At 59.5% G+C, this 20,762-nt stretch carries 17 protein-coding genes and 6 pseudogenes; 11 read left to right on the plus strand and 12 right to left on the minus strand.

The window, feature by feature from the left end:
* The first annotated feature begins 394 nt into the window (after window positions 1–394).
* From NKI41_RS31395 to NKI41_RS31410, 3 genes and pseudogenes are all read left to right on the plus strand, one after another.
* Window positions 395–1,279: a TauD/TfdA dioxygenase family protein gene (locus tag NKI41_RS31395; protein WP_352686776.1), complete on the plus strand. Its 885-nt coding sequence runs from the start codon at window positions 395–397 to the stop codon at window positions 1,277–1,279.
* Between the two features lie 113 nt (window positions 1,280–1,392).
* Window positions 1,393–2,283: pseudogene (locus NKI41_RS33415) on the plus strand (IS66 family transposase); the annotation flags it as partial.
* 231 nt (window positions 2,284–2,514) lie between these two features.
* Window positions 2,515–2,847: a hypothetical protein gene (locus NKI41_RS31410; protein WP_352686810.1), complete on the plus strand. Its 333-nt coding sequence runs from the start codon at window positions 2,515–2,517 to the stop codon at window positions 2,845–2,847.
* 330 nt (window positions 2,848–3,177) lie between these two features.
* On the opposite strand, the gene NKI41_RS31415 is transcribed toward NKI41_RS31410, so the two are convergent.
* The 3 genes and pseudogenes from NKI41_RS31415 to NKI41_RS31425 form a co-directional block, all read right to left on the minus strand.
* Window positions 3,178–3,384 carry a hypothetical protein gene (locus NKI41_RS31415; protein ID WP_352686778.1) on the minus strand — a complete coding sequence of 69 codons (207 nt, stop codon included), beginning with the start codon at window positions 3,382–3,384 and terminating at the stop codon, window positions 3,178–3,180.
* A 97-nt stretch (window positions 3,385–3,481) separates the two neighbouring features.
* A pseudogene (locus tag NKI41_RS31420) lies at window positions 3,482–4,623 on the minus strand (acetyl-CoA C-acetyltransferase).
* A 156-nt stretch (window positions 4,624–4,779) separates the two neighbouring features.
* Window positions 4,780–5,328: an enoyl-CoA hydratase-related protein gene (locus tag NKI41_RS31425; protein ID WP_352686780.1), complete on the minus strand. Its 549-nt coding sequence runs from the start codon at window positions 5,326–5,328 to the stop codon at window positions 4,780–4,782.
* 727 nt (window positions 5,329–6,055) lie between these two features.
* On the opposite strand from NKI41_RS31425, the gene NKI41_RS31430 reads away from it, so the two are divergent.
* Entirely contained in the window at window positions 6,056–6,391 is a 336-nt protein-coding gene (locus tag NKI41_RS31430; protein ID WP_352686782.1) for an RNA-dependent RNA polymerase family protein, read from the plus strand.
* Between the two features lie 386 nt (window positions 6,392–6,777).
* Here the strand turns inward: NKI41_RS31430 and NKI41_RS31435 are convergent, their stop codons facing one another.
* A complete protein-coding gene (locus NKI41_RS31435) occupies window positions 6,778–7,152 on the minus strand; it encodes a class I SAM-dependent methyltransferase (protein ID WP_352686784.1) in 375 nt (124 codons plus the stop codon).
* 1,228 nt (window positions 7,153–8,380) lie between these two features.
* Here NKI41_RS31435 and NKI41_RS31440 point away from each other — a divergent pair.
* Entirely contained in the window at window positions 8,381–8,515 is a 135-nt protein-coding gene (locus NKI41_RS31440) for a hypothetical protein (protein ID WP_352686787.1), read from the plus strand.
* Window positions 8,516–8,861: 346 nt separating this feature from the next.
* On the opposite strand, the gene NKI41_RS31445 is transcribed toward NKI41_RS31440, so the two are convergent.
* On the minus strand, window positions 8,862–10,100 hold the full coding sequence (locus NKI41_RS31445) for an ATP-grasp domain-containing protein (protein ID WP_352686790.1): 1,239 nt from the start codon (window positions 10,098–10,100) through the stop codon (window positions 8,862–8,864).
* Between the two features lie 567 nt (window positions 10,101–10,667).
* On the opposite strand from NKI41_RS31445, the gene tnpA reads away from it, so the two are divergent.
* Window positions 10,668–10,979 carry an IS66-like element accessory protein TnpA gene (tnpA, locus tag NKI41_RS31450; RefSeq protein WP_352686792.1) on the plus strand — a complete coding sequence of 104 codons (312 nt, stop codon included), beginning with the start codon at window positions 10,668–10,670 and terminating at the stop codon, window positions 10,977–10,979.
* Here the strand turns inward: tnpA and NKI41_RS31455 are convergent.
* The gene (locus NKI41_RS31455; RefSeq protein ID WP_352686813.1) at window positions 10,942–11,196 is read right to left on the minus strand and encodes a hypothetical protein; all 255 of its coding nucleotides are present in this window, start codon (window positions 11,194–11,196) and stop codon (window positions 10,942–10,944) included. The two genes, tnpA and NKI41_RS31455, sit on opposite strands and share 38 nt — an antisense overlap.
* Between NKI41_RS31455 and tnpB the strand changes: the two genes are divergently transcribed.
* Window positions 11,125–11,418, plus strand: a complete 294-nt coding sequence (tnpB, locus tag NKI41_RS31460) for an IS66 family insertion sequence element accessory protein TnpB (RefSeq protein WP_352686794.1) — start codon at window positions 11,125–11,127, stop codon at window positions 11,416–11,418. The genes NKI41_RS31455 and tnpB overlap by 72 nt on opposite strands.
* Window positions 11,419–11,588: 170 nt before the next feature.
* Here the strand turns inward: tnpB and istB are convergent, their stop codons facing one another.
* Both istB and istA read right to left on the minus strand, forming a co-directional pair.
* Window positions 11,589–12,482 (minus strand): IS21-like element helper ATPase IstB, encoded by an 894-nt coding sequence (gene istB, locus NKI41_RS31465; protein WP_352686797.1) that lies wholly within the window; start codon window positions 12,480–12,482, stop codon window positions 11,589–11,591.
* Window positions 12,479–13,993, minus strand: coding sequence for an IS21 family transposase (gene istA / locus NKI41_RS31470; RefSeq protein WP_502901262.1), 1,515 nt, complete (start codon window positions 13,991–13,993; stop codon window positions 12,479–12,481). The genes istB and istA overlap by 4 nt, the downstream gene beginning before the upstream one ends.
* A gap of 150 nt (window positions 13,994–14,143) precedes the next feature.
* Here istA and tnpC point away from each other — a divergent pair.
* A pseudogene (tnpC, locus tag NKI41_RS31475) lies at window positions 14,144–15,728 on the plus strand (IS66 family transposase).
* A 3-nt stretch (window positions 15,729–15,731) separates the two neighbouring features.
* The gene (locus NKI41_RS31480) at window positions 15,732–15,947 is read left to right on the plus strand and encodes a hypothetical protein (protein WP_352686802.1); all 216 of its coding nucleotides are present in this window, start codon (window positions 15,732–15,734) and stop codon (window positions 15,945–15,947) included.
* A gap of 72 nt (window positions 15,948–16,019) precedes the next feature.
* On the opposite strand, the pseudogene NKI41_RS31485 reads toward NKI41_RS31480, so the two are convergent.
* A pseudogene (locus tag NKI41_RS31485) lies at window positions 16,020–16,172 on the minus strand (IS6 family transposase); the annotation flags it as partial.
* Between the two features lie 346 nt (window positions 16,173–16,518).
* On the opposite strand from NKI41_RS31485, the gene NKI41_RS31490 reads away from it, so the two are divergent.
* The gene (locus NKI41_RS31490; RefSeq protein ID WP_352686804.1) at window positions 16,519–17,403 is read left to right on the plus strand and encodes a hypothetical protein; all 885 of its coding nucleotides are present in this window, start codon (window positions 16,519–16,521) and stop codon (window positions 17,401–17,403) included.
* A gap of 529 nt (window positions 17,404–17,932) precedes the next feature.
* Here the strand turns inward: NKI41_RS31490 and NKI41_RS31495 are convergent.
* The 3 genes and pseudogenes from NKI41_RS31495 to NKI41_RS31505 form a co-directional block, all read right to left on the minus strand.
* Window positions 17,933–18,664 carry a glutamine amidotransferase-related protein gene (locus tag NKI41_RS31495; RefSeq protein ID WP_352686807.1) on the minus strand — a complete coding sequence of 244 codons (732 nt, stop codon included), beginning with the start codon at window positions 18,662–18,664 and terminating at the stop codon, window positions 17,933–17,935.
* 476 nt (window positions 18,665–19,140) lie between these two features.
* Window positions 19,141–19,473, minus strand: a complete 333-nt coding sequence (locus NKI41_RS31500; RefSeq protein WP_352686816.1) for a hypothetical protein — start codon at window positions 19,471–19,473, stop codon at window positions 19,141–19,143.
* Window positions 19,474–19,486: 13 nt separating this feature from the next.
* Window positions 19,487–19,750: pseudogene (locus NKI41_RS31505) on the minus strand (hypothetical protein); the annotation flags it as partial.
* Between NKI41_RS31505 and NKI41_RS31510 the strand changes: the two are divergent.
* A pseudogene (locus NKI41_RS31510) lies at window positions 19,716–20,684 on the plus strand (transposase); the annotation flags it as partial. The pseudogenes NKI41_RS31505 and NKI41_RS31510 overlap by 35 nt on opposite strands.
* Window positions 20,685–20,762: the final 78 nt, after the last annotated feature.

Genomic DNA, 20,762 nt, shown 5'->3' on the forward strand with positions numbered 1-20,762 from the left:
CCTCCTTCTGATGGTGTTTTCCATAGCGCCGAAGGATGCCACAACCTCGCCGCTCGCCCCATAGCATCTACGAGCCGGGGCACGATGTGGCTCGTGTTGCTGCCGAAGCGGCCTGTAATTTAGCATGCTGCTGCATGGCAAAAGCGCCTGTCACACATGAGCCGGTGCTAGCGCTGAGCTTGATAGGATTGGCACGGTGTTTCGCCGGGTACAAGCAGGTGCGTCAACTACCAAATGCCGTAGTATCGACGCCTCCCCGAAAACTCTAGAACGGAGCTCGACCTCGCTTCGGGCGAGATCAGCCTAACAGGAGTGGTAGGTGCGGTTGGCATAACATATGAAACAATACCGCCTGCGAATAGCGAACAAAACTGCAGTATCGGAGAACGCCACCATGAGTGAAAGGGATTTGATCGATAACGTCATCCCACATACGGATGTCGTCAAATGCACGGCGCGCATCGGGGCTGAAATCAGGAACATCAAGGTGTCGGCCGATTTGCCGGACCAAGCCATCGCTGCGATAAACGGCCTGGTGCTGGAGCACAAGGTCATCTTCTTCCGCGACCAGGGTCATCTCGACGACGCCGAGCAGGAGCGCTTTGCTCTTCGCTTCGGGAAGCTTTCGCCAGTTCCGGAGGAAACTACGCCGATTTTCGAAATTGACTCACGCAGAGATATCGGGGCCGACATTTGGCACATCGATTTGTCCTGCATGGATGCCTACCCCAAGATCTCGGTGCTGCGTGGCGTTGTGATCCCACAAGCCGGCGGTGACACGGTGTGGTCAAACACTGCGACCGCATATCTCGACTTACCGTTGCCGCTGCAACGGCTTGCCGAAGGCCTCTGGGCTATTCACAGCTGGCCCTCACCTCATTATAGGCGTTTTGCCGAGCCCCTTACCGGAACGAGGATCGAGACCGAACATCCCGTGGTACGCGTCCACCCCGAGACGGGTGAGCGCACACTGGTGCTAGGCTCTTATGTAGCAGGATTTGTTGGCGTCTCGAGATATGACGGCCTGAGGCTATTCGATCTATTTGAGTCTCATATTACGGCGCAGGAAAACACCGTGCGTTGGAAATGGAAGCGGGGTGATCTCGCTGTCTGGGACAACCGAGCCACGATGCATTGTGCGATCAAGGATTTCGGCCACCAACGCCGCGTCGTTCGTCGCGCGACCATCGAGGGCGAGGTGCCTGTCAGCGTCGACGGCCGGTACAGTGTTGCGCGATATAAATTTATCCAGCCGGCGTCAACGCCAAAAGTCGTTTAGACCGTACTTTTTCAACGAGGGCGAACGATGAAACACAATAGCGTAATTTTCATCGGCTTGGATACGCAAGATTTCGGTGGCCGTTGCCATAACTATTCGCGACACAAAACTGCGACAAGTTCACCTGCCGCGAGTGCCTACGGAGCCGGCGCCCTTCCACGTGACCCCGCGCGGCTTTGCCGGCCCAAACCTTTTGGCGATGATCCTGTTCGAGAAGTTCGCCCAGCACCAGCCGCTGAACCGACAAAGCGAGCGCTATGCCCGCGAGGGCATCGACCTCAGCCTGTCGACGCTAGCGGACCAGGTCGGAGCCTGTGCCGCGGCGCTGAAGCCGGTACACGCATGTGCTAGCCGCCGAGCGGCTTCATGGAGACGACACCACAGTGCCGATTTTGGCGAAGGGCAAGACCGATACGGGCCGCATCTGGACCTATGTCAGGGATGACCGGCCATTCGGCGGGCAATCGCCGCCGGCGGCACTTTACTATGCCTCGCGCGATCGGCGGCAGGAACATCCCCAACGGCATCTGAAGACAGATATTGTTGAAAAAGTCCGCGTCGCGGTCGCCCGTGGCACTTTCGTAGGATGGCGTTTCCGCAGAGACGCCAAAATTGAATCCTGATTCCATGCAATGCGCCGGGGTGGAACTGGATTCTAATATCGGTGGCGATTTGGGTGCGCCGGACTTTTTCAACAGTATCGACCTTTAGTGGCATTCTGCAGGCCGACGCCTATGGCGGCTAGAACCCGCTGTTCAAAGTGGGCCGCGATCCCGGTCCACTGACCCAGGCGCTGTGCTGGGCGCATGCGCGCCGAAAGTTCTTCGTGCTTGCCGACATCGCTACCAATGCCAAGCACGGCAAGGTGCGCACCGATCTCGCCGATCGCGCTCGAGGCGGTCAAACGAATGGACCTGCTGTTTGATATCGAGCGCGACATCAGTGGTCTTGCCGCCGACGAACGCCTGCAACGACGCCAGCAGGAAAGTCGGCCGATCGCAGAGGCGCTTGAGGAATGGATGCGGAGCGAGCGGGCAAGACTGTCCCGAAGCTCTCCGGTGCTGAGCCAATCGACTATGTGCTGAAGCGCTGGGACGGCTGCACGTCCTTCCTCGGCGCTCAACGACGTATGCCTTCGAAGCCGTCAAGCGCATCGACGCGCTGTTCGACATCGAGCGTGCCATCAATGAGGCGACGGCAGACGGGGTCCGCGCGACCGCCCCCAGGACAAGGCGATGCAGATCCGCAAGGCTCTCGCGCAGGCTCTTGTGCATCTGGAGGAGCGGCGCAAAGATCGTCAGCAAGAGCCGATCCCCTCCTATCATCTGGCGCACCCTGGCTTCGAAGCGAACGCGTGTGACAGCGCCAATCTTCAGACCAAGCGGACGCAACGGGCCGCGGATAACCTGCTCGTTGGCAGTGGCCGCCCTCACAGCAGCCTTGCGAGCCGCAGTCAGGGTGCGCAGCCTCTGCCCGGCCGCAGACTTCAGATGCACTGCCTTGAACCACCCTGTGCGGACAATCTGCGCAATCCCCTACACGTCACTCCGGTCCGTCTTCACCATTAATGCGCTCAAAGCAGCCTTGACATGGCGACTCTCGAGGCAGACGATCGGTAAGCCTTCATCCACAAGATGCCCGCCTATCCACGCAGAAGTCGCGCCGGCTTCCAGACCAACGCGAACGAGATCGGCCCGCTATCGGTGAAGAGTAGGCGTCACGGCATCGGGTCACTAAGCACCTTCCCCTGCCACAGCATCTCGCCGGTCTCGCCGACAACACAAATAGCTACCGCGTCGAGTGAAATATCCAGTCCTCATAAACGCCCATGCCGATCTCCTCTTGCTAGGCCGGCTCAGCATCAGGCGAACGTCATGATCCGAAAAGGGGCCAAACGTTCAGCGACCTGAACCGAATACCCCATCTCTTCCGTAAACCGCTTTCTCTTCATCAATCCGTCCTTCAATCGTACCCGTCCGGTGATGAGATCCTTCACCACCTGCCGGACCACGGCATATTGCTGAAAATCCTTCTGGCCGAAGGGCGATGTCCGGCTGCACGATGTTGAACAGCTTGGCAACCACCTGCCAGACCCCTTGGCTCATTAAACGCCCTGCTGCAGCGCAGGTGTCCTCGACTTTCTTTCATAGACGTGCTTGGGAGATGCTCATGAACTCGTCTAACGCTGCTCTCAAGAGCGACTTAGCGCGCCAGGCACATGGCGACGCCCATGCCGCCGCCGATGCACAGGGTTGCAAGCCCCCTCTTTGCGTTGCGGCGACCCATCTCGTGCAACAAGGTGACGAGCACACGCGCGCCGGATGCGCCGATCGGGTGGCCGATGGCGATCGCGCCGCCGTTCACGTTCACGATGGACGGATCCCAGCCCATGTCCCTGTTGACGGCAAGCGCCTGGGCGGCGAAGGCCTCGTTCGCCTCCGCGAGTTCGAGGTCCTGTACCTTCCAACCCGCCTTCTCAACGGCCTTGCGGGAGGCGGGAATCGGGCCCGTGCCCATGATGGCCGGGTCGACGCCGGCGGTGGCCCAGGAGGCGATTCGCGCAAGCGGGGTGAGGCCGCGTTCTGCGCTTCCGACTCCGTCATGAGCACCACGGCGGCGGCGCCGTCGTTGATGCCGGAGGCGTTGCCGGCCGTCACCGTCCCCTCCTTCGAGAAGGCGGGCCTGAGCTTGGCCAGCGCGTCGATGGAGGTGCCGGCGCGGATGTACTCGTCCTGATCAACCACGATGTCGCCCTTGCGGCTCGCAATCGTGACGGGCGTGATCTCTTCCTTGAAGCGGCCTTCCTTCTGAGCGGCCTCGGCCTTGTTCTGGGAAGCGGCGGCGAACTGGTCCTGCTCCTCGCGGGTGAGCTGCCAGCGCTGGGCCACGTTCTCGGCGGTGTTGCCCATGTGATAGCCGTTGAAGGCATCCATGAGACCGTCCTTGAGCAAGGTGTCCACGAGCTTGAAGTCGCCCATCTTGGCGCCGACGCGCATATGGGCCGCGTGCGGAGCGAGCGACATGGATTCCTGTCCGCCCGCCACGATCACGCGGGCATCGCCGTTTGCGATCTGCTGCATGCCGATGGCGACCGTGCGAAGGCCGGAGCCGCAGAGCTGGTTGGGGCCCCAGGCGGTCTTCTCCTGCGGGACGCCCGCGGCCATGGAGGCCTGACGGGCCGGATTCTGGCCTTGGCCCGCGGTGAGGATCTGGCCGAGGATCACCTCGTCCACTTCCTCGCCGCTGACCTTGGCGCGCTCCATCGCCGCCTTGATGGCGATCGCGCCCAGATCGTGGGCCGTGCAATTCTCTGGAGTTCTGACTGTTGTTTCGGATGCGTCGATAGTTGACGATCGTGGCTTCGATGGCGTTGCGGATCTCGCTTGCAGTTACGCCGTCAGCAAGTTCGACCAGCTTCAGTCCGCCCTCAACCCCATCGAGAAGGCCCAGGTCGCTGTCTGGGGCCTAGGATCGTTTTACATCTCGCTTGATAAATTCCCCTATTTACCAGAGAAAACTGGGACGCGTTTTTCGAGCAACGCACTCACGGCCTCCGCATGATCTTCGGTCTGATGGCAAGCCCCCTGGTACGCCGCCGATATTTGCAAGAGGGTTTCGAGCCCTGACTGCATGCCCTCGCGCAACAAGCGCTTCGTCATGCGCAGCTGCCGGGGCGGATTGGAGGCAATTCGCCCCGCAAGTTCCTGTGCCGTTGGTATCAGATCTTCTAAGGGCACGACCCGAGATACCAAACCCCACGCGAGTGCCGTCTGGGCGTCGATGGGGTCACCGGTAAACGCCATCTCCGCAGCACGCGAGAGCCCAATATGACGAGGCAGAAGCCACGCGCCACCATCACCGGGAATGATGCCTACTTTAACAAAGTTTTCTGCAAACACAGCGCGATCACTGGCAATCCGAATATCGCACATCAAGGTTAAATCGCATCCAGCACCGTAAGCTGGTCCGTTGACCGCCGCGATAACCGACGTCAAGGTTCCAAAGCGCCAGTGGAATCCGCTGAATTCCTCTTCGATAGCTTTCAGCAACAGTCGCGGCATCGCCGGCGAACGTGCCAGTACGGTCGCGCATATGCTTGAGATTTCCGCCAGACGAAAATCCTATTCCAGCGCCTGTAATGATCACACAACGAATGGCAGTAGTAGGTCGGTGGCTACGGCAAGTTTTACAGGGGTATTTGAACTACCATGCGGTGCCCGACAATCTAAGAAGATTGGGAGGGTTCCGCTGGGAAGTTGGTCGCGCTTGGCGACAGGCTTTGATGCGTCGAAGCCAGCGAAACCCCATGTCTTGGGATCGTTTCCGAAGGCTGCTTTGCAGATACCTTCCGCCATGTCGGCTGTTGCATCCGCATCCAGATGCTCGGTTCACCGTCAAAACATCCGATAGGAGCCGTATGCGGTAGTGCCGCACGTACAGATCTGGCCGGGTTGCGCCTTGCAAGCGCGTTGAATTCAGCCGTCTGAGATGACGGCCACGGCAAAGCGTAGCGAGCAGCCGCGAACCGAGTCTTGCGTGACGTCCGGTAACGGGCGTTGCGAAGCGTAGACAGGGAGGTTGTAGGCAAGTGAACGGGAATATAGCCCCGAAATCGAACGTGATCGGAGTGGCCGACCCTGTCCCTCAAAGGGGAAGGCGTAATCGCATGCCGCGTCATTGCGAGTGGTATGAGGTGCTCCCGGGGTTCGCACCGCCAGCATGCAATCGAAGAATTTGACGTGAACAAGGGTGATCCATCCGGTTCAAGCGGTTGGCATGCGCACGGAGAAGTCCCGGCTTCAAAGGAGCGTGTCGTCGTTGCAAGAGTTAATGCGACAAATACGGCATCACGCGATCAGTGATCAGGTCAGAGCGATAAACGCTGCCCTGCGTGGCCACTATGCCTATTATGGTGTTGCCGGAAATATCCGGTCGCTGACCAAGGTGTATCGGGTCGCTGAGCGTTACAGGCGCAAAATGCTGTGCAGTCGCAGCCGTGACGGCGGTCGCCTCGACTGGGACGCCTTCCACCAGATCAAAGAACGGACCCCGCTACTGCATCCGAAACTGCGGCTCCCATACAGGGGGCTGCGGGCACTTGCGGTGCTGTGAAGCAACTGCCGAAGAGCGTGGTGCGGTAGCTCCGCACGCCACGTTCTGTGGGAACCGGGGATGGGCGACCGCCTCCGGTGACCCGGTGGCGATGGGCAACCATCGTCCCTACCGGGACCCGGAGACTGGTGCGTAGCCTGGACGCTACCAAGCTCCACCGTGCCGCCATCGGCTCAACGCTCCTCCGCTCGCCCAGCAAAAAGCAGCCCCGTGCAATACGCCTTCCATGGGCGCCACCCGGTCAGTGTGACCCAGTACCGAGAAGAGCGTCTCGACATAAGCCGCAAAACGCGACTCGCTCGTTTCGTTTCCGTCCTGGAGATCCATTGCTCGTCCTCCTCGCTGTCCTTGTGTTGGCATCGGCGTCACTCGGGCAGATCGGCAGGTCATCGTCGCTGCTTTGTTGACTTCTCGAGCACTCGCAAGGCCCAGTAATGAGCATCCTCGCCATTGAGGAATCTGCCGTCGTTCAAACACTGTGCCGGCGTAAGGACGCTCGCCTCCTGCAGACGCAGCACCTCGTCTTCAAACGACATTGCCTGCGGATAGCTCTTGCAGGTGCTAGCAATTACGAATCCGTTCGGACGCGTGAGGCGCGCAAGCTCGCGCAGCCCATCCGGGTGGACATGTCCAAGTGTGAAGACACCGCAGCAGACAATCATATCATAGCTCGCGCTCGCGTATTCTGAGAGGGGCCTGTTAAGGTCAACCTCGCCTTCAACGTGGCCATAAACCCCGGTTTGGCGCGCCATTTCGGCCATTGTTTCCGAGAGATCGAAGCCGACGATGAAGCGGAGGCCGATATGGTCAGTTGCACACCAACCAAGCCTGTACCGCACCCCGCGTCTAGAACTGCAGTGGCCGCTCTATCACCGCCAATATACGCAGCCTGTAAGGTGCCCGCCATTTCTGCCACGATCGAGGGGCCGCAGTAGCGTTCGCGGTCCATATCCAACTCGTAGGAGGCTGCCCATTCAAAATAGTGCTGCGCCAATGGATTGGCGTCACCCGTAAGCGCATGTGACGCCATAATCCGCATTTGCGCAGCTTGTCGGAGTGCGTTGTGTTTACCAACGGCTTTCATGTATTCTCCGCTAATGTGTAAGCTGACCAGTTTCCGCTACGACTTGTCTGCCGAGAAGTTCGCCCGGACCGCCGCAGATCAAGCAGGATCTGCCACGGATTCCAGCATCTCGCAAGCGATGCTACCTCCTTTGATCAAAATATATTATTGTTAAATTGCTATTATTTCATTGTTGTTGTTAATTAATGAGCGGCCCGTCCGGACCTTGAGGTGAATTTAGCTGTTTCCGATGCCGAAACGCTCTGGGGATACAGTTCACGTTTTTCTCCCGTGACTTCAACGGAAACCAGAAGAAAAATAGCGTAGTAACCATCCCACTGGGCTCGAAGAGCGTGCCCAATTGATTCTGCGACTCAATCGAGCCGGGGGAGAAGCCTCTAAGCAGCTTCGTTCAGTGCCGAGCCTGTTCAACCGCTTTGGTGAAATTCCTCGCAGTCCGACCAGAAACTCAAACTGGGCGCGCCAAGCGGACGCGAGCGTAGTATGACTGATGCGGCGTAGAGGAAGGTCCCGGCAAGGCGATGGTGGCCTCGAAGTTCTTGGCAAGGTAGCGGATCCGGTTGATCGAATCGAAGAAGCGCTCGACCGCTGTCGATCACCGCCGAAGGTCTGGCCTCGGCCGACCCCAATCGCGGTCTTTCATGACCAGATGATGGTTGAGCGTCTCGACAAGCTCTCGCGGCGAAAGCGGTGGAACCGGCCGCAAACTATGCTTCTTGGCGAATCATTGGGCAGCAGAAGCCGGGTGGAGCTTGCCTGCGGATTTCGCAAAAGCGGGACAAGGGTTTCGCTAACTGGCCCTCAATGCCTGACCGAGAAAGACGCTGGGTTGGAAAACGCCAGCAGAGGCACTTGACGCGCACGCTGCTGCCCTGAGTGAACACAATCGGTGTTGCGATGACCATTTGAATCCGCCCTACACCGTGCCGTCACGGCTGATCGGTCACTCCATCCGCGACACCACGGCGAGCCAGCTCCTGCGTGCCGGCGTCGACATCAACACAGTCCGCGGATGGGTCGGGCACGTTTCGCTGCCATGAACGTCGATGCAGAGGGTCGACTTCGAGACCAAGGCTAAAGCGCTCGAAAAATGCGAGGCGCCGAGTCTCGGCAAGATCCCAAACGATGGGCGTGATCAACCGGCGCTGATGGACTTCCTTCGATCCCTGTAACCCGCTTTGCTATGTGGCGCTCGGTGTCCTCACTGGCCGGCTGCCTCTGGCCTGGTGACCGACGCCACATCTCTACCGAAGCCACATGAAATCAAATGTGTTTGAACAAATTTGATGCCGGATTTGTGAGGGCGAAAGCCCAATGGCAGAGCTAATCGACCACGCCCTATTTTTATTCAGCGTCTGCGCTGGCGCGAGGGAAAGTAGATCGTGCCTAGTCGCCAACGGTCGGAAATGGCGTAATCGACCAATGGAGCAAATCGACGGCACGCTGAAGGATCGCTTCAGTGCAAGCAAGGCTGGGTGAACTGGCAACGACATGTCCGAGGCTGTCTCGGTAATCGCCTTTCCTAATGATCCGCGCCTTGGGTTCAAGATAAAATTTGATCTCGGCAACACCTGGTACAGCAGCTTCCCGAGTGTCGTCGGCGGTCCACTCGAGGATGCCATCGCGATCAGCAACTAGGAACCGCGCGGCCGCAATGTGCGAATGCTTTTTGTGCAAATCCCATTCTTCGCCAATAGCAAGTTTGATGTGCGCCGTGACGACATCGATACCGTAAGCCAGTTGAAGCAGTTGGGGGACCGGCGCACCATGTAGCCGCGGATTGACTTCAATGACGACCGGGCCACGCTTTGTCCACCGGAATTCAATGCCCCATGGCCCCCAGCCAAGCCCGAGAGTTCGCAAACAGCTCAGCGCAACATCGACGATACGCTCATGCTCACCATCACTCAGCGGGGCCGGAATGGTCCACGCACGGCTGACGAAATGCGGTGGAGGGTTCCTCTCAACGGTGCCAATCCCAATGATCTGGTCTCCCATTATATCGGCCCAATAAGAAGGGCCTTGTGCGAATTCTTCGACCAGCATCCTCGGCGGGGACCGCCATATGTGCTGCCCGCTCAACAGATAGGTCGTCTGTTCCGCTAACTCATCGACGTCGCGGCACAATCGAACACCCATGCTGCCGCTGCCCACGGTTGGCTTAACAATCACTGGCAGCCCAATCTCCGCGGCAGACCTTTGTACGTCCTTCCTATTCGCGGCCAGGCGATATGCGGGAATTGGAACGCCAGCCTCCGCGAGGAGCTGACGTTGAGTGAATTTATCATAACATTGTTCGATAGAGTCAGGGTTCGGTCCCGGTAGATCGAAATGCCGGCAGAGCTTGCCAACTGTTGCATAGACCGACTCATCGTCGCCCGAAAAACCGCTGATGCCAGCAATCTCATAGGTCATTCCTACCCGGGAACACTCGCGGATCAGCGCATCGAGATTGTCTGTATCAACGCGGATAGCCTCACTTCTTTCCGCCGCAAGATAATCGTACTGAGCTGGATCAGTCGACATGGTAATTGGATGAAGGCCAAGGCGCTGGGCCGCTTGGACGTATAGAAGACCGTTGCCCCTTGGATGCCCTTCAAGTAGGATAAGCGCCCTTCTTGTCATCTGCGTTGACCTCCATTTCGTGCTGCACCGTCCGGCACGGACAAGGCCGATGCTGATATTGCTACGGCCCCACCTCAGATTGGAGTGAATGTAACAGAGCCAGTGATCTGCAGGCGCAATGGTTCTGTAAATTTGTTTGAAGCTTCTGTTGCGGCGGACGATTGAACCCAAGGAGGATTCGAAAACTACTGGTCGAGCATCGAGACTACGAACTGCTAAGGTCGTGGTCGAGTAGTTCAGCCATTCGGCTTTCGACCGCCTCCGGTGACCCGGTGACCCGGTGGGCGATGGGCAACCATCGTCCCTACCGGGACCGTTCTTGGCGCATTGTCGGCTCCGGCGGTGGCAGGACTTTGGAATCAGTAGCATGATCCAAACATACCTGAAACCGCCGGGCCTCGCCTGCACAAAGCCGCGATTAATAAAACGAATTCAAATATTTGCCGTTAATGGACGGAAACTAGCTAGTGCATGGAGCCGAAACGTTGCAACGGAGGCCGCCTTGCGTGATTGAGGGGGTTCGTCGGAGTCTGTGACCTTAAGTCTATGCTTAAGGTCATGAGGTCGATGAAGATTGAAGTTTTGGGTGCCGAACGGCGCCGGCGCTGGCGGCATGAGGACAAGATCCGGATCGTTGAGGAAAGCTTCGCGCCCGGTACTGTTGTTTGCGACGTGGCGCGGCGGCACGAGATTGCAAATAGCCTCTTGTTCAGTTGGCGACGGCAAGCCCGGGAGGGCCGTCTTGGGGGCGGCGGGGTGGAAACGGGATTTGTCCCGGTCACGATCAGCGCAGCGGATACGAAGCGGCCGGTGAGCGGCGATGTGGCCGCTAGGAGTGAGGCTAGTCCTCGTTTCCCGCCACGCCTGCGGGTTGATTGAAATCGATCTCGGTGATGGGCGCTGCGTTTGGGTTGACCGGACGGTGGATGCCGATGCGCTGGGTCGAGTTCTTGACGTTCTTGATCGGCGATGATCCCGGTTCCGAGCGGTGTTCGGGGTATGGCTGGCCACCGGCCACACCGACATGCGAAAAGGATTCCCGTCCTTGGCTTTGCAGGTCCAGGAGGTTCTGGAGCGCGATCATTTGAGCGGCCATCTGTTCTGCTTTCGCGGATGCAGGGGTGACCTCTTGAAGGTGATCTGGCACGACGGCCAGGGCGCATGCCTGTTCACCAAGCGGCTGGAGCGAGGCCGCTTTCTGTGGCCGTCGCCTGCCGATGGCGCGGTAACGATCTCGGCGGCGCAACTCGGCTATCTGTTGTCCGGCATCGACTGGCGAAATCCGCAAGAAACGTGGCGTCCAACATCGGTCGGATGAGATTTTGCCTTTGAAAATCGCCGGCGGTCATGATTCGCTCGGCTTGTGAACACCGCTGCCGATTCGCTGCCTTCCGACCTTGCCGCCGCCCACGCGATGATCCTGGCGGAACGTGCAGCGTATAGCGCGACGATCAGGATGAGACGTGCGCGACAATCTGGATGAGACTCTCAGAGCGCGGTCACGGGCAAATTATCACGCTGATTGTCGCTGGCAAGGCTTTCGTCGTTTTCTGATTGTCGCTCCGCGACAAGTTCGTGCGTGTTTTTAATTGTCGCGTAGGAGGCGGGTCTGCCGCGCTGGCGTTTGGCCTCTATGGCAGATCTGCGCCGGTAGCTTTCGACATTCATCTCGAAGATCGTTGCGTGATGAACAAGCCGATCGACCGCGGCGAGGGTCATGGCGGGATCCGGAAAGACCCTGTTCCATTCTCCAAAGGGCTGATTGGCGGTGATCATGATGGAGCGCCGCTCATATCTTGCGCAGATGAGTTCGAAGAGCACGCTCGTTTCGGCCTGGTCCTTGGTGACGTAAGCCAGGTCGTCGAGGATGAGCAGATCGAACTTGTCGAGCTTTGCGATGGCGGATTCGAGCTGGAGCTCCCGCCGCGCGACCTGAAGCTTCTGGACGAGATCGGTCGTGCGGGTGAACAGCACGCGCCAGCGGTTCTCGATCAGGGCGAGGCCGATGGCCGCGGCGAGATGGCTCTTTCCGCCGCCGGGCGGGCCAAACAACAGGATATTGGCGCCCTTTGCGAGCCAGCTGTCGCCGGCGGCGATCGCCATCACCTGGGCCTTGGAGACCATCGGCACGGCATCGAAGGCGAAGCTGTCGAGGGTCTTCCCGGGCGGCAGGTGCGCCTCGGCGAGGTGGCGTTCGATCCGGCGGTGCGCCCGCTCGGCCAACTCATGCTCGGCGATGGCCGAGAGGAACCGGGCGGCGGGCCATCCCTCTCTTTCGGCCTGTTCGGCGAACTGCGGCCAGAGCGTCTTGATTGTCGGCAGCCGGAGCTCGTTGAGCATGATGCCGAGGCGTGCTTCATCTATTGTGTGGATGCTCTTCATGCGACATCTCCCGCGCAGGCCGTTCCGATCAGGGCTTCATAGCCATTGAGCGATGCGAGTTGCACATGAACAGTCGGCAACTGAGCCGGATCCGGGCCGAAGAGCGCTCTCAGGGCGGCCAGATCAGGCAGTTCGCCGGTGTCGAGCGTTCTGGCAAGCTCCTCAGCCAGTTCACGCTCGCAGCCACGATCATGAGCCAGCGCCAACAGTTCGACGGCAATCTTGCAAGCCTGTTTGTCGGGCAGTTGCTCGATGAGAACGTCGAAGGCTCTACGATATTCCAGCCGGGGAAAGAGCTTGTCGCGATAGACGAGATCCCGAAGCGCCATCGGCTTCTTGCGCAGGGAATGAATGGCGTGCCGGTAATTGACGACCTGGTCGTGCCGGCCGTCGGCATGGCCGCGTCCTCGGGGCAACGTCATCAGATGCGTCCCGCCGATGAAGACCTCGAGGCGATCGTCGAACAGCCGGACGCGAAGCCGATGTCCGATCAGGCGGGAAGGCACAGTGTAGAAGACCTTGCGCAAGGTGAAGCCGCCGGTGCGCGACACCGTGACGACCACCTCTTCGAAGTCGGTGGTGCGGCGGGCGGGAAGTTCCTGCAAATGCGGGCGCTCAGCGACAATGCGCTTGCCATGTGCGGCATTACGGCGGCTGACGATCTCATCGATGAAGGCGCGGTAGGAGCCGAGATCGTCGAAGTCCCTGGTGCCGCGCATCAGTAGCGCATCGCGGACCGCGTTCTTGAGATGGCCGTGGGAGCTTTCGATCGAGCCGTTCTCGTGCGCGACGCCCTTGTTGTTGCGCGTCACCGTCATGCGATAATGGCCGCACAGTTCCTCGCAGCGATGCGTCAGATCGACCTTGGCGTCGGCATTGAGGTTACGGAAGGCGGCCGACAAGCTGTCGCTGCGATGATAGAGCGGCGAACCGCCGACCGACCACAGCGCGTTCTGCAGGCCCTCGGCCAGAGCGACGAAGCTTTCGCCGCCAAGGATGACATGGGCGTGCTCGAAGCCCGACCAGACCAGCCGGAAGTGATAGAGCAGATGGTCGAGCGGCTGGCCGGCGATCGTCACGCCGAGGCTGCCCATGTCGGTAAAATCCGACAGTCCCAACCGACCGGGTTCGTGCGTCTGACGGAAGATCACTTCCTGCTCCTGACCGTGAACAGCCCGCCATGATCGGATACGGCGCTCAAGCGTGCGGCGAATACCTTCGGACAGTTCCGGATGACGCCGTAGCATCTCATTGTAAACGGCGACCGCACGGATGCCGGGAGCGGCCTTGAGGAGCGGAACAACCTCACCATCGAAGATATGCTCAAGAGGATCGGGGCGACGCCGGTCGCGCGGCGGCCTGCTCTGCGATGGAAGACGCGCTTCCTTCTCGATGCGGCAAGCTGTCGCCCGGCTGATCGACGCCTTGGCGGCGGAGACCTCAATGGAATTGTTTTGTCGGTACTTCATAAAAAGCCTCGTCTGATGATCGGTTACATGGCGACCCGGCACAAAGGTGATTCTCCATTCCCAGAAAATCACCCACGCTACCGGGCCAACCGCGATCATGAGACGCCGAAAAATTGCGCCGCGGCGGGAGTGCAACTCCGGTCGGGCTACGCCCTCCCTTCGTCACACCCCCACCGCCGAGTCTCATCCTGATTGACGCTGAGTCTCACCTTGATTGTCGCCGCGCATGCAGCGCGCATTGCGGCCGAGGCGGCGCGCTCCCACGCCGCCGCCCTGGTCGCCCACCTCAGGCTAGAGATAGAAAAGCTGCGGCGCGAGCTCTTTGGCAGCCGCTCGGAGCGCAAGGCGCGGCTGCTCGAGCAGATGGAATTGCAGCTTGAGGACTTGGAGACGGCGGCGAGCGAGGACGAACTGGCTGCCGAGAAAGCGGCGGCCCGGAGCCAGACGAGTTCGCATATTTGAGCGCAAGCGGCCGTCGCGCAAGCCATTCCCGGAGCACCTGCCGCGTGAGCGGATCGTGATTGCCGCACCCGAGAGCTGCCCGTGCTGCGGCTCTCCAAAGTTGTCGAAGCTGGGCGAGGATATCACCGAGACGCTGGAGGTGATCCCGCGGCGGTGGAAGGTCATTCAGACCGTGCGCGAGAAGTTCTCATGCCGGGAATGCGAGAGGATAACGCAGCCGCCGGCTCCCTTCCACGTGACGCCGCGCGGTTTTGCCGGGCCGAACCTGCTGGCGATGATCCTGTTCGAGAAGTTCGGCCAGCATTAGCCGCTCAACCGCCAGAGTGAACGTTATGCCCGCGAAGGCATCGATCTGAGTGTCTTGACATTGGCCGACCAGGTCGGCGCCTGCGCGACGGCGTTGCAGCCGCTCTATGAGCTGATCGAGGCCCATGTTCTGGCCGCGAGCGCCTGCACGGCGATGATACTACGGTGCCGATCTTGGCCAAGGGCAAGACCGTCACCGGCCACATCTGGACCTATGTCCGCGACGACCGGCCCTTTGGAGGCCGTGCGCCGCCAGCGGCGCTCTACTACGCCTCGGGCGATCGACGACAGGAGCATCCCGAGCGGCATCTTTCGAGGCTTCGCCGGCATTCTCCAGGCCGATGCCTACAGCGGCTACAATGCGCTCTACGATCCGTCGCGGACCCAGGGAGCGATCACGCCGGCGCTGTGCTGGAGCCCCGCCAGACGTCAGTTCTTCGAACTGGCCGACATCGCCGCCAATGCCCGGCGTGGCCGACAGGCGCCGGCGATCTCGCCCATTGCCTTCGAAGCCGTCAAGCGCATCGACGCGCTGTTCGACATCGAGCGCGCCATCAAAGGCCTCAACGCGGGAGAACGCCTGCGCGTGCGGCAGGAACAGAGCCGGCCTCTGTTGACTGCCTTGGAAGCATGGCTGCGGGATGAGCGCTCCCGGCTGTCGCGCTCGGCCTCGGTCGTCAAGCCGATCGATTATCTGCTCAGGCGCTGGGATCGCTTCACCGGCTTCCTCGACGACGGCAGAATTTGCCTCACGAACAATGCTGCCGAGCGGGCGCTCAGAGGCTTCGCTTTGGGACGAAAATCATGGCTCTTCGCCGGTTCGGAACGCGGCGCGGCCCGGGCAGCCGCCATGTCCACGCTCATTACGACGGCAAAGCTCAACGATGTCGATCCGTTGGCATGGCTGGCCGACGTGCTCGCGCGCATCGCCGGCATCCCACATAGCCGGCTTCCTGAATTGCTACCGTGGGAATGGAGAAAGCCCGATCAGCAAGCGGCAGCCGCCTGAACCATGGCAGCGATCGCCCACGTCTTCACGATCCGGCGCGTCGCCCAAATCCTGGGCCACGATGAAGACCTGCTGTGGGACCTGTCGGACCAGCTCGAGCCTGAGGATGGTAAGCTGTGGGTCTACGATATCGATGGAATCGAAACCCCTGCCTTTAGCGACTTCGGCATCGAGGCCCTTCGCGGAAACATTCGAGACCAGCTCGATCCAACTGGCTAACCGGCGACAGCTAGTTGTCCCTTGAAATCCGGCACGCCGCGGTCCCTACCGAATGCTTACTGGCCGTCCAACGCGGACCGTTTCATATGACACGCCAATTCCATGCTCGAGCAGCATTTCCTCAACTTCACGCAGACTCAGGTTGAAGCGCAGGTAAAGCCAGACCGCGTGAGCAACGATCTGCGGCGGAACCCGATGGCGTTTGAAACTGATTCTGAGGTCCATCGCCCAGAATTGCGTTCAATCCGACACGCAAGCAACCGCACCCCGATTAACGTGTCAACGCCGCTGAGGGAGTTTCAAGTGACCATACCCGGGGATTTTGACCCACGAGGACGAACACATGTCCATTCTGGGATAGCGACGTGCATCGAGATTGCCAGAGTGTCGAGTACGCGACACCGTGATGTCGACTTAGCCTCCCGTTGCACTAAGCAGACTTAGCGTCTCGTTGCACTAAGCAATTGAGTTGATGTGCAGAAAATCGCTTTTAGACCTCTGCCCAGCCTGGCACGACTTTTGAAACGTCTCTCGTGAGGCGGGAGGAGCTGGCGAGCGATATTTATATGTCGTGGGTGAGATTGCGATCACTGAAGCGAAGAAGGGAAGCAGCATGTCAGGTCAGGCATCAAGTGCAGAGCGCAGCAGAATTCAGGGGGCGAAGTACGATTTCACGGCAACCTACAATCGCAGGTGGCCGCACGCCTATTTACGGGCGTGTTTGCTCCTGGACTATATGCTTCCAGATCGGGCCAAGCCGATTTTCGAAAGGATCTTCGCCGATTATCGACGCGTTCGAAACAAGACGAAGTTGAAGATAATCGATGTCGGTTGCTCCTATGGTGTCAACGCTGCCTTGCTGCGAACCGATCTCGACCTCGACGATCTGTATGCTGCCTATCTGGATCCCAGCGGATCGCTGTCGCGCCGACAGGAGATTGAGCATCGCGCCTTCTTTCGCAAACAGGGCCTCCGCGACGACATCCAGTTCGTCGGCGTGGATCCATCGTTCCGGGCTGTTCGCTATGCGCTGGATCTGGGTCTGTTGGAGGCTGGCGTCACGACTGATGTGGAAACTCGTGACTTGATGGTAAAGGAACGTAGCGCACTCGCGGATGCGGATATCCTGATCAGCACAGGCTGTGTGGGTTATGCAACCGAGGCAACCTTTGCACGCGTGTATGAGGCGTCGGCGTCGTCACGCCCGTGGGTTGTCGCCTTCGCAATGCACCCCTTCAGGTACAACGACATCGCGGCGGCCTTTCGGGCTTTCTCGTTGGAAACACGGCTCGTAGAACGGTTCAGACAGCGCCAGCGCCGCTTCTCCACATCGACGGAACGGCAGGCGATCCTGAAGGCCATGGCCAAACTCGGTATGGAGGATCATCTAGAGCGTACGACCGGCTACATCTATGCGTCCTGCTACATCTCCGCGCCGCCAGGCGAAACGCTCTGAGCCATGTCGTGGACGAACATATGTCCAGGAGAAGCGAGTTGGTCGTTGAGCGCGGCGATCGATCAGGACGAACTCACATGCACGGCGTCTCCGCTAGTCCAGGCTTCACGTTCGCCGAACTCGATCCAAAACCGAACCCGAAGCTCCGAAGTGAGTACCGGCTTAAGGTTGAGCGTCTAAACGGCCAGAGCCGGGAAGGAGTCCGTTTGGGGACATACACCTCAGACATAGCGTTGTGTTGGCGGAGCTGAGTCCCCTCCTGGAGGTGCGCCACGAAAAAAGCTGTGCAACCGTCGGAGGGCAACGGCGAGTGACTGCGCTGAGTCCTACTCCATAGGCATCCGCCTTGACCACACCCGCACCACTAGGCTCGGACTCCAGAGCAACCCCATTCGCTTTAAGCCTGCAAGGACTAAGGGCGGCCGCCCCTCACACCTCGGTCATAACGTCTAGAATAGTCCCACGCCCGGATTAACCCGGCCCCTCAGCTGGGAACGGCTGTTCAGTTGGCTTACAGGCCACCGCTTTTTCAACCCGCTGACGACGGGCGCTTTGTGAAACAGGCAGCTTGCACGGCCGGCTCGAAAAAGCGCTCCTGGAACTCCGTGAACCAAGCATGTTGCGCGGCGTCATGGATGTTCATCAGCCTGTCTTGCTTGGCACGGTCCTGGGCGCCTAGTCTAACGTATTTTCCTGGGTCTTGCTGCCATCGGCGAAACACGGAGGGACTTGCCTCGGGATGGAATTGGAATCCAAAGGCCTTCTCGCCATAACGGAACGCTTGGTGCTCAAATAGCTCGCTTTTGGCCAGGAGGTCGGCGCCGGCCGGAATCTCGAATTGGTGATAGTGCGCCTCCGCGACGTGTAGCCGTTCCGGGAGATAGGCTTTCCCGACCTCGGTTGCGACGATTTCATAGTAGCCGAACTCGCCCGGATCGCCAGGAAGAGGTCCAACCTTCGCGCCCAGGACAGTAGCCATAACTTGGGCGCCAAGACAGATCCCAAGCAGGGGGACGTTCTGCTTTAGGCATTGCTCGGCCCATTCTTTTTCGTGCCTGAGAAACGGGTACTCGTGATCGTCGAAGACGTTAAATTTCCCGCCAAAGATCACGCTGCCGACGACCGATGCATCCACATCGTCTAACCGCTCACCCAAGAAGGGTCTGATCGTTTGGGGTAGTACGCCGTGCGCCCGGAAGAATTCAACGACCCGGTCGTCCTCCGGACCATCTTCATGCCGAACCAATACAACACGAGCCACTATAGTCTCCCGTTCAAACGCTAAGAATCCAGCCGACGCTGATGGCATCTGCTGCAGGGCCCGCCAAACGAGGCCCGACAATGCGGATAGTTTTATGTGTGATGATGAGCGGACCAAAAATCGCGCTCGTCACCACAACCAGGACAAGCACCGCGCCAACTAGGTCCCAAATGTGTCCTGTTTTGTCCGCTGCTGCGAGGTCGGCCCTCGTGTGAATTGGAGGGGGGGGTAAAACTCCCCACTATCGACACTGTGGTTTCCGAACACGGCCATATAGACTACAACACTGTCAATGTAAAGCATCCGTCGCCCTTCCTCCAGAATCGGCTATAGAATCCGGACAATTACGGTTGCGGCCAGCCTGCGCGATCCCGATGTGAAAATCGTAATTACCTTCGATCATAGACAACCAGTCGTCGGATCGAAACTGAGCTTCGCTTTCTTCTCGAATACAGCTAGTGTAGCTTCGATTTCCTCTACATCCCGCTGAGAGCGGCAAATGGCAACCAACCGACCGATGGGTAGTGCGCTGCAGAAGATCTGCAGCATCCAGCTAGCGCTCGTGGACAAAGGGTATATAGTTTGACTGCTGCGATTGGGAGGAAGCCGAGATAGGATCCCTTGGTCTTGTCGTAGCGGGTTGCAATGCGCCGCCAGTTCTTGAGCTTGTTGAAGAGCCGCTCGATCTGGTTTCGCCATTTGTACTTGGCTTTGTCGTGAGGGATCGGGTCGCGCCTGTTGCTCTTTGCCTGGATAACGGCTTCGACGTTGGCGCTGGCGATCTCTTCGCGAATGGCGTCGGCGTTCATATCCTTTGTCGGCAAGGAAAGCTTCGATCCGGTCGGTGATCATCCGGAACAAGGGTGCAAAGCCTTGGGTGTCGTGCGTTTGCCCGGGCGTCAGGACGAAGGTAAGCATCCGGTAGGGACCGCGGCGTGCCGGATTTGAAGGGACAACTAGCTGTCGCCGGTTAGCCAGTTGGATCGTGACCTGCCACGGGTAATTTCCTCCATCTGAGATTAGAGTCCGGCCTCGATTGAAGGACGGACAGATGAAGAGAAAGCGGTTTACGGAAGAGCAGATCATCGCGGTTTTGCGCGAACACGAGGCGGGGGCGAAGGCAGGCGATCTGGCCCGCAAGCACGGGATCTCCGAGGCGACGCTGTATAACTGGAAAGCCAAGTATGGCGGCATGGACGTCTCCGACGCCAAGCGGCTGAAGGCGCTGGAGGAGGAGAACGCGAAGCTGAAGAAGCTTTTGGCCGACCAGATGCTGGAAGCCTCGGCGCTGCGCGAGCTTCTGTCAAAAAAATGGTAGGGCCCGTCGCCAAGCGCGAAGCCGTCGCGCATCTGAGGGCCGCCATGGGCCTGTCGGAACGGCGGGCCTGTTCCATCGTCAGCGCCGATCGCAAGATGGTCCGCTACCGGTCACGGCGCCCGCAGGGAGCTGCGAAGTCAGTTGCGCGACCTTGCCAACGCGCGCCGGCGCTTCGGCTACCGGCGGCGTTCATCCTGCTGCGGCAAGGCGGCGAGCCGTCGGGCATCAACCGCATCTACTGTCAATGCCGCTCGAATTTTCCCCAAAAGTGCCGAAGTAAAATTCCCCAGTTTCGCCGCTCAGGCTGTCGCGGAAGGGTGTCCATTTTTCGGCGGCCTGCCGCGCGGTCGTGACGGTGCGTTGAGCGTCGACGACGTGACGCGCGAGTGCCTGGCGGCAATCCCGGACACCTCGATCTCGGGCCGCCGTGTCGCACGCGAACTGACCGAGTTGATCGCCCACCGCGGCAAGCCGGGCATGATCGTCTCCGACCACGGCACCGAGTTCACCTCGAACGCCATGCTCGCCTGGGCACAGGAGAACGGCATGACTTGGCACTTCATCGCACCGGGCAAGCCGATGCAGAACGGCTTCTGCGAGAGCTTCAACGGCCGGATGCGGGACGAGCTCTTGAACGAGACCCTGTTCTTCGGTCTCGACCATGCCCGCACGACGATCGCCGAATGGGCGGACGACTACAATCCTGTTTCATAACACCCATCTGTCTATGTCGTTGAAGTGAATAGGTTTTGCTGATCTGGATGCGATCCCGTGGGGTAT

It is taken from the genome of Mesorhizobium sp. M0601, assembly GCF_040320845.1.
Lineage (GTDB): Bacteria > Pseudomonadota > Alphaproteobacteria > Rhizobiales > Rhizobiaceae > Mesorhizobium.

Excerpts from the sequence above, each read along its gene's own strand:
- NKI41_RS31500 (WP_352686816.1), bottom strand. The coding sequence starts at position 19,473 with ATGAACGCCGACGCCATTCGCGAAGAGATCGCCAGCGCCAACGTCGAA.
- tnpA (WP_352686792.1), top strand. The coding sequence starts at position 10,668 with ATGAAGATTGAAGTTTTGGGTGCCGAACGGCGCCGGCGCTGGCGGCAT.
- tnpB (WP_352686794.1), top strand. The coding sequence starts at position 11,125 with ATGCGAAAAGGATTCCCGTCCTTGGCTTTGCAGGTCCAGGAGGTTCTG.
- NKI41_RS31415 (WP_352686778.1), bottom strand. The coding sequence starts at position 3,384 with ATGAGCCAAGGGGTCTGGCAGGTGGTTGCCAAGCTGTTCAACATCGTG.
- istB (WP_352686797.1), bottom strand. The coding sequence starts at position 12,482 with ATGAAGAGCATCCACACAATAGATGAAGCACGCCTCGGCATCATGCTC.
- NKI41_RS31430 (WP_352686782.1), top strand. The coding sequence starts at position 6,056 with ATGCGCACGGAGAAGTCCCGGCTTCAAAGGAGCGTGTCGTCGTTGCAA.
- NKI41_RS31435 (WP_352686784.1), bottom strand. The coding sequence starts at position 7,152 with ATGGCCGAAATGGCGCGCCAAACCGGGGTTTATGGCCACGTTGAAGGC.
- NKI41_RS31455 (WP_352686813.1), bottom strand. The coding sequence starts at position 11,196 with ATGGCCGCTCAAATGATCGCGCTCCAGAACCTCCTGGACCTGCAAAGC.
- NKI41_RS31410 (WP_352686810.1), top strand. The coding sequence starts at position 2,515 with ATGCAGATCCGCAAGGCTCTCGCGCAGGCTCTTGTGCATCTGGAGGAG.
- NKI41_RS31445 (WP_352686790.1), bottom strand. The coding sequence starts at position 10,100 with ATGACAAGAAGGGCGCTTATCCTACTTGAAGGGCATCCAAGGGGCAAC.
- NKI41_RS31395 (WP_352686776.1), top strand. The coding sequence starts at position 395 with ATGAGTGAAAGGGATTTGATCGATAACGTCATCCCACATACGGATGTC.
- NKI41_RS31480 (WP_352686802.1), top strand. The coding sequence starts at position 15,732 with ATGGCAGCGATCGCCCACGTCTTCACGATCCGGCGCGTCGCCCAAATC.